The organism is Nocardia sp. NPDC060220 (genome assembly GCF_042727815.1).
GTDB lineage: Bacteria > Actinomycetota > Actinomycetes > Mycobacteriales > Mycobacteriaceae > Nocardia.
Genome location: NZ_JBHWZY010000428.1, coordinates 1 through 5,846 on the forward strand (window position 1 = coordinate 1; position 5,846 = coordinate 5,846).

Genomic DNA, 5,846 nt, shown 5'->3' on the forward strand with positions numbered 1-5,846 from the left:
ACCCCGGGGATAACAGGCTGATCTTCCCCAAGAGTCCATATCGACGGGATGGTTTGGCACCTCGATGTCGGCTCGTCGCATCCTGGGGCTGGAGTCGGTCCCAAGGGTTGGGCTGTTCGCCCATTAAAGCGGTACGCGAGCTGGGTTTAGAACGTCGTGAGACAGTTCGGTCCCTATCCGCTGTGCGCGTAGGAATATTGAGAAGGGCTGTCCCTAGTACGAGAGGACCGGGACGGACGAACCTCTGGTGTGCCAGTTGTTCTGCCAAGGGCATGGCTGGTTGGCTACGTTCGGGAGGGATAACCGCTGAAAGCATCTAAGCGGGAAGCCTGCTTCGAGATGAGTATTCCCACCTCCTTGAGAGGGTAAGGCTCCCAGTAGACGACTGGGTTGATAGGCCGGATATGGAAGCCCGGTAAGGGGTGGAGTTGACCGGTACTAATAGGCCGAGGGCTTGTCCTCAGTTGCTCGCGTCCACTGTGTTGGTTCTGAAACCACGAACACCAACCACACATCCACTGTGAAGATGGCCGAAACCCTCGTCGAATCGATGTCAGGAGATTTCGACCCGTCCGAATACACCGACGAATACCAGATCGAATTGCAGAAGCTGCTCGACGAGGCGATCGCCAGCGGCACCGGCAAGGTCGAGCCCGCCGCCGAGACAGCGCCCGCCGAACAGGCGGATGCCGAAGTCGTGGATCTGGTCGCCGCGCTGCAACGCAGTCTCGAGACCAGCGGGCGCCGGGAAGCCGCCCCGGAGAAGAAACCCGCGAAAAAGGCCGCCAAGAAAGCCGCACCGCGCAAAGCCGCCGCGAGCAAATCCACCACGTCCAAGACCGCTGCCCGCAAAGGCGCGTAGGGCACACTGGCGGCTATGGACACCGCCATCGCTGTCGTGCCGATGGGTTTGGGACACCTGCGTCAAGTCCTCGACCTCGGCCATCAGGTTTTCGACACCACCATCAAGCCGTACACGTCGTGGTCGCTCACGGCCGTCGCCGAGCACCTCGACAGCCCCGACAACGCCTGCTGGGTGGCCCTGGATTCCGACCGGGTGGTCGGGTTCGTCCTCGGGTCGATGGAGTTCGAGCATCGCGACGACTGGGCGTATCTGGAATGGATCGCGGTAGCCCCCGATATGCAGGGCCACGGGATCGCGCGGCGGCTGGTGAACGTGTGCTCGGAGGCGTTGTTCGCCCGCGGCGCCCGCCATATCGTCACCGATGTCGAGGACCGCAACAGCGCCTCGGCCGCGCTGATGACCAGCAGCGGATTCGTGCCCGCCGCGACCGTCACCCTGCTGGTGTGGCCCAACCCCGCTGCCCCCGACGACGACGCCGCCCTGCCGCCGATCACCAAACGTGATCTCGTCCGCCGCGGCAGACTGTCGGTCGAGCACCCGCTGCGCTGACCCGCTGCCGAAGCGCCTCGAGCGCATCAACCCTGGTCGGGACTATTCTCGGCGGGTGGCTCCTACGCCGCGAGACGAGCACGACGGCGCCGAGCTGACTGTGGTGGCCGATATGTGGTCGCCCGCGTGCACCGTGATCCGCACCCCTACACCTGGAGACCACCGTGCCGGGGGGTGTTCGCCGCGGGAGACGTGCGCGCTTGCAACGGGCACCGTGTCGCCGGCGCCGTCGACGAGGGTTCGATGGCCGTGATGCTGGTGCACAAGTTCCTGCGTGACCGACTACTTGCGGAACTTCGTTTCCAGCTCGCGCAGCGTGGCTTGCAGATCGGCGGCGTCGTTGGTCTTGAAGATTCCCGCGTAGCCCGTCTCCGCCTGGACCGCGGCCACCACCTCCGGATCATGGTAGAGCTGCGCGAGTTTCAGGTAGGTGGGGTTGTCCTTGTCGGCCGCCCGCGCGGCGAAGACGTTGATGTACTGCTTCAACTCCGGACGCTCCGGGTCGTCGGTGTAGATGACCTGCTGCTGGGTCAGGCCGGCGGGCCCGGCGAACGTGTCGTCGACGAACGCCGCGTCGACGCTGTCCAACGACTGCGCGGTGAGCGTCGGATCGATCGTGGTGAGCCGCACCTTCGAAGCGCCGGTGTCGACGTCGTCGATCGTGGAGTCCCAACTCGCGCCACCCTTCAACACGATCAACCCCGCCGCCGACAGCCCGAGCAGGGGGCGGACCTGTTGCGCCGGATTGTTGCTGAGCGTGATCTGCCCACCCCGCGGGATCTCGGCGACCGAAGTGCGCTTCGTGGAGTACAGGGTGAGCGGGAAGATCTCGGTCGCGCCGATCGGCACGATCGTGTCGTTGCTGGCCACGTTGTAGTTGGCCAGGTACCGCACGTGCTGGAATTTGTTGAGGTCGATCTGTTTCTGCGCCAGCGCCGGATTGGGCTGCTTGTAGTCGGTGAAGTTCACGTACTCGACGGTGATGCCCTGCTCGGCCGCCTTGCGTTTGTACACCTCCCAGTGCGGTTGTGCGATGTCGTTCACACCGATTCGCACCACGCCGTCCGGGTGGTCTTGCCCACAGCTCACCGCCCCTGTTGCCAGCGCGACCAGGACCGGAATCGCCAGCAGACGGCGCAGGATTCGCATTGTCCGCAAGTTAGACGGGCGTCCCAGTGTTTGCGAGGATTTCGCTCATGGCAAGTCAAACCGTTGTCGGCGGGTAGGGCCGACAGCTTGGATGGCCGAGTTCATCTTCTGCTAGCAATTCGGGAGTACAAGTGAAATTCCGTCGGACACTGGCGATCCCAGTGCTGATAGCAACCGCGGCCCTCACCCTGACCGCGTGCGGTTCCGATGACGACGCGTCGGGCACGGTTGTGCGGATCGGCACCACCGACAAGGACAAGGCTTTCGAGGTCTTCGAACAGAAGGCCAAGGAGCAGGGCATCACGCTGAAGGTCACCAATTTCTCCGATTACAAGCAGCCGAATACGGCGCTGTCGCAGAAACAGATCGACCTCAATCTGTTCCAGCATCTGCAGTTCCTCGGCCAATACAACGTGGCGAGCTCGGACACGCTCACCCCGATCGGCTCGACGTATATTGTGCCGCTGGGCCTTTACTCGAAGAAGCACAAGGCTCTCGCCGATATCCCGGCCGGTGGTGAGATCGCGATCCCCAACGATCCGACCAACCAGGCGCGTGCGCTGTTCGTACTGCAGGCCGCCGGCTTGCTGAAGATCACCGGCACCTCGGTCCAGCCGACGCCCGCCGACATCGACAAGGCCGCGTCCAAGGTGCGGGTGACTCCCGTCGATGCCGCCCAGACCGCGTTGTCGCTGCCCTCGGTCGACGGCTCGGTGATCAACAACACCTTCCTCGACCGGTCGGGCGTCGACCCGAAATCGGCGCTGTACAAGGATGATCCGAAGAATCCGGCCGCCGAGCCGTACATCAATGTGATCGTCAGCCGCGCCGAGGACAAGACGAATCCGACGTATCTGAAGCTGGTCGAGATCTGGAAGGACCCGGCCGTGGCCACCGCGCACGCCGAAACCACCAAGGGCACCGCGGTCGCGGTGAACCGTCCCGGCGCCGAGCTCGAGCAGATCCTGGACCGGGTGCAGCAGGGCATCCGCACGGCCAAGTGAGTGCCGGCCCAGCCGCCGTCGAATTCCGCTCCGTCACGAAGATCTTCGGCAGCGGCGACGCTCGGCACACCGCACTCGACGGTATCGACCTGCGGATCGAACCGGGTGAGATCTTCGGCGTCATCGGCTACTCCGGAGCGGGCAAGTCCACGCTGGTCCGGCTGATCAACGCGCTCGACAAGCCGACTTCGGGCACCGTCACGATTTCCGGCACCCCGATCACCGGGGTGCCGGAGTCGGCGGTGCGCAGGCTGCGTCGCGATATCGGCATGGTGTTCCAGCAGTTCAACCTGTTCCGATCCCGCACCGCCGCAGGCAATATCGAGTACCCGCTGAAGGTCGCGGGCTGGAAACGGGCCGAACGCAAGGCCCGCGTGGCCGAACTGCTCGACTTCGTCGGGCTCACCGACAAGGCGCGCGCCTACCCCGATCAGCTCTCGGGCGGGCAGAAGCAGCGGGTCGGGATCGCCAGGGCATTGGCGACCTCGCCCTCGCTGTTGCTCGCCGACGAGGCCACCTCCGCGCTGGACCCGGAGACCACGGGCGAGGTGCTGCGCTTGCTGAAGAAGATCAATGCCGAACTCGGGGTGACCATCGTGGTGATCACCCACGAGATGGATGTGATCCGCGCGGTCGCCGACCGGGTCGCGGTGCTCGCCGAGGGCCGGATCGTCGAATTGGCCTCCACCTTCGATGTTTTCGCCGCGCCGCAGGCCGCGCCGACACGGTCGTTCGTGGCGACCGTGCTGCACAACCGGCCCGACGCGACCGAGCTGGATCGGTTGCGCGAGCTCCACGGCGGCCGGTTGGTCACCGTCGACATCGACGACCACAGCGGTCTGGGGGCGGCGCTGGCCGCCGCTACCGCCGCCGACGTGCGCTTCGAGATCGTCTACGGCGGGGTGAGCACGTTGCAGGACAAGACATTCGGCAGTGTCACCCTGGCGCTGCACGGGCCCGATGCCGCGCTGGATCGCGTTGTCGCCGACCTGGAACGGAAGGCGGGCTGATGGAGACCAACTGGGAGAAGCTGCGGCCCACGCTGTTCGAGGCGATCGGGACCACCGTCTATCTGGTCGGCGTGACGTTCGTCGTCGCGGGGTTGATCGGGCTGGTGCTCGGGACCGCGCTGTACACGACCCGCAAGGGTGGCCTGCTGGCGAACGGGCCGATCTACTTCGTGCTGAATGTGATCGTCAATGTGGTGCGCCCTATTCCGTTCATCATCCTGCTGGCCGCGCTCGGCCCGGTCACGCTGGAGGTGGTGGGCACCACGATCGGCTCCGAGGCGGCGTTGTTCGTGATGATCGTCGCGGCCTCGTTCGGGATCGCGCGGATCGTGGAACAGAACCTGGTGACGGTCGACCCGGGTGTGATCGAGGCCGCGCGTGCGGTCGGGGCGGGACCGCTGCGGATCATTCTCACGCTGATCGTTCCGGAAGCGTTGGGGCCGTTGATTCTCGGCTACACGTTCGTGGTGATCTCGATCGTCGATATCTCCGCGATGGCGGGCACCGTCGGCGGTGGCGGGCTCGGCGATTTCGCCATTGTCTACGGGTATCAGCAATTCCAGTGGCAGGTCACCATCGTGGCGGTGCTGATCATCATCGCCGGTGTACAGGGAGTGCAGTTCTTCGGCAATTGGCTGGCCAGGAAAGTACTGCGCCGCTGAATCCAGCAGGGGCACGAACCTATTCGGTCCGTGCCCCCGCTGCTTCGCGTTTCGCTACACGTTCGCCGTGCACGCGGACAGGATGACACTCGCCGCACGCGGCGACGCCGAACCCGGATCCGGGAACGGGGCCGCACTGATACCGAGCACGTCCACCGCGGAGCGCTCGGCGGCGTCCAGGGAGTGATCCCACGACCAGCCGAAGCGGTAGTCCGCGCCTTGGGCCACCGCGCCGCACGCATTGCGGAATTCGACGACGACCTGGCAGTCGCGCACGCCGCACTCATCGAGCGCGGCCTGGCTCGCCGCAGCCCAGCTGCCGTAGTTCACCGCCGAGGCCACCACGGCGCGACCCGACGACAACGCCAGCGCTCCGTACAGGTCACCCGACGCGGTCTCGAATCCACCGTCGCGCGATACCGCCGTGTACCCCGGAGCCTCGGCGATCGCCACACCACTCTCCCCCGCGGCCGCGGGCCCGGCGTTCACCACGGTGGACGCCGCCCCCCCGGGCAGCGCGGCCCCCCCCAGGGCCTATATTTGTCTTATAAAAAAATGTCGCGGGCGACGATAGTCGGAGTGTTGATATCGGTGGGGGGCGGGGGAA

The 5,846-nt window shown here is 65.3% G+C and carries 7 protein-coding genes and 1 rRNA gene; 6 read left to right on the plus strand and 2 right to left on the minus strand.

Going from position 1 to position 5,846, the window contains the following annotated elements; genetic code table 11:
• The 3 genes from ACFWF3_RS21485 to ACFWF3_RS21495 form a co-directional block, all read left to right on the plus strand.
• Positions 1-462 (plus strand): 23S ribosomal RNA (locus ACFWF3_RS21485); the annotation flags it as partial.
• A 64-nt stretch (positions 463-526) separates the two neighbouring features.
• Entirely contained in the window at positions 527-862 is a 336-nt protein-coding gene (locus tag ACFWF3_RS21490) for a hypothetical protein (protein ID WP_379315014.1), read from the plus strand.
• Positions 863-877: 15 nt separating this feature from the next.
• Positions 878-1,414 (plus strand): GNAT family N-acetyltransferase, encoded by a 537-nt coding sequence (locus ACFWF3_RS21495; RefSeq protein ID WP_379315015.1) that lies wholly within the window; start codon positions 878-880, stop codon positions 1,412-1,414.
• A 282-nt stretch (positions 1,415-1,696) separates the two neighbouring features.
• On the opposite strand, the gene ACFWF3_RS21500 is transcribed toward ACFWF3_RS21495, so the two are convergent.
• A complete protein-coding gene (locus tag ACFWF3_RS21500; protein WP_379315016.1) occupies positions 1,697-2,563 on the minus strand; it encodes a MetQ/NlpA family ABC transporter substrate-binding protein in 867 nt (288 codons plus the stop codon).
• Between the two features lie 131 nt (positions 2,564-2,694).
• Between ACFWF3_RS21500 and ACFWF3_RS21505 the strand changes: the two genes are divergently transcribed.
• Genes ACFWF3_RS21505 through ACFWF3_RS21515 form a run of 3 tightly spaced genes read left to right on the plus strand, consistent with a single transcriptional unit; the run spans position 2,695 to position 5,239 of the window.
• The gene (locus tag ACFWF3_RS21505; protein WP_379315017.1) at positions 2,695-3,567 is read left to right on the plus strand and encodes a MetQ/NlpA family ABC transporter substrate-binding protein; all 873 of its coding nucleotides are present in this window, start codon (positions 2,695-2,697) and stop codon (positions 3,565-3,567) included.
• Positions 3,564-4,577 carry a methionine ABC transporter ATP-binding protein gene (locus ACFWF3_RS21510; RefSeq protein WP_379315018.1) on the plus strand — a complete coding sequence of 338 codons (1,014 nt, stop codon included), beginning with the start codon at positions 3,564-3,566 and terminating at the stop codon, positions 4,575-4,577. The genes ACFWF3_RS21505 and ACFWF3_RS21510 overlap by 4 nt, the downstream gene beginning before the upstream one ends.
• A complete protein-coding gene (locus ACFWF3_RS21515; RefSeq protein ID WP_378656069.1) occupies positions 4,577-5,239 on the plus strand; it encodes a methionine ABC transporter permease in 663 nt (220 codons plus the stop codon). Before ACFWF3_RS21510 ends, ACFWF3_RS21515 begins: the two co-directional genes overlap by 1 nt.
• Positions 5,240-5,293: 54 nt before the next feature.
• On the opposite strand, the gene ACFWF3_RS21520 is transcribed toward ACFWF3_RS21515, so the two are convergent.
• The gene (locus ACFWF3_RS21520) at positions 5,294-5,731 is read right to left on the minus strand and encodes a DUF4189 domain-containing protein (protein WP_379315019.1); all 438 of its coding nucleotides are present in this window, start codon (positions 5,729-5,731) and stop codon (positions 5,294-5,296) included.
• Positions 5,732-5,846 lie beyond the last annotated feature (115 nt).

What these genes read in the sequence shown, in the direction of transcription:
- ACFWF3_RS21490 (WP_379315014.1), top strand. Translation starts at nt 527, where the DNA reads ATGGCCGAAACCCTCGTCGAATCGATGTCAGGAGATTTCGACCCGTCC.
- ACFWF3_RS21495 (WP_379315015.1), top strand. Translation starts at nt 878, where the DNA reads ATGGACACCGCCATCGCTGTCGTGCCGATGGGTTTGGGACACCTGCGT.
- ACFWF3_RS21500 (WP_379315016.1), bottom strand. Translation starts at nt 2,563, where the DNA reads ATGCGAATCCTGCGCCGTCTGCTGGCGATTCCGGTCCTGGTCGCGCTG.
- ACFWF3_RS21515 (WP_378656069.1), top strand. Translation starts at nt 4,577, where the DNA reads ATGGAGACCAACTGGGAGAAGCTGCGGCCCACGCTGTTCGAGGCGATC.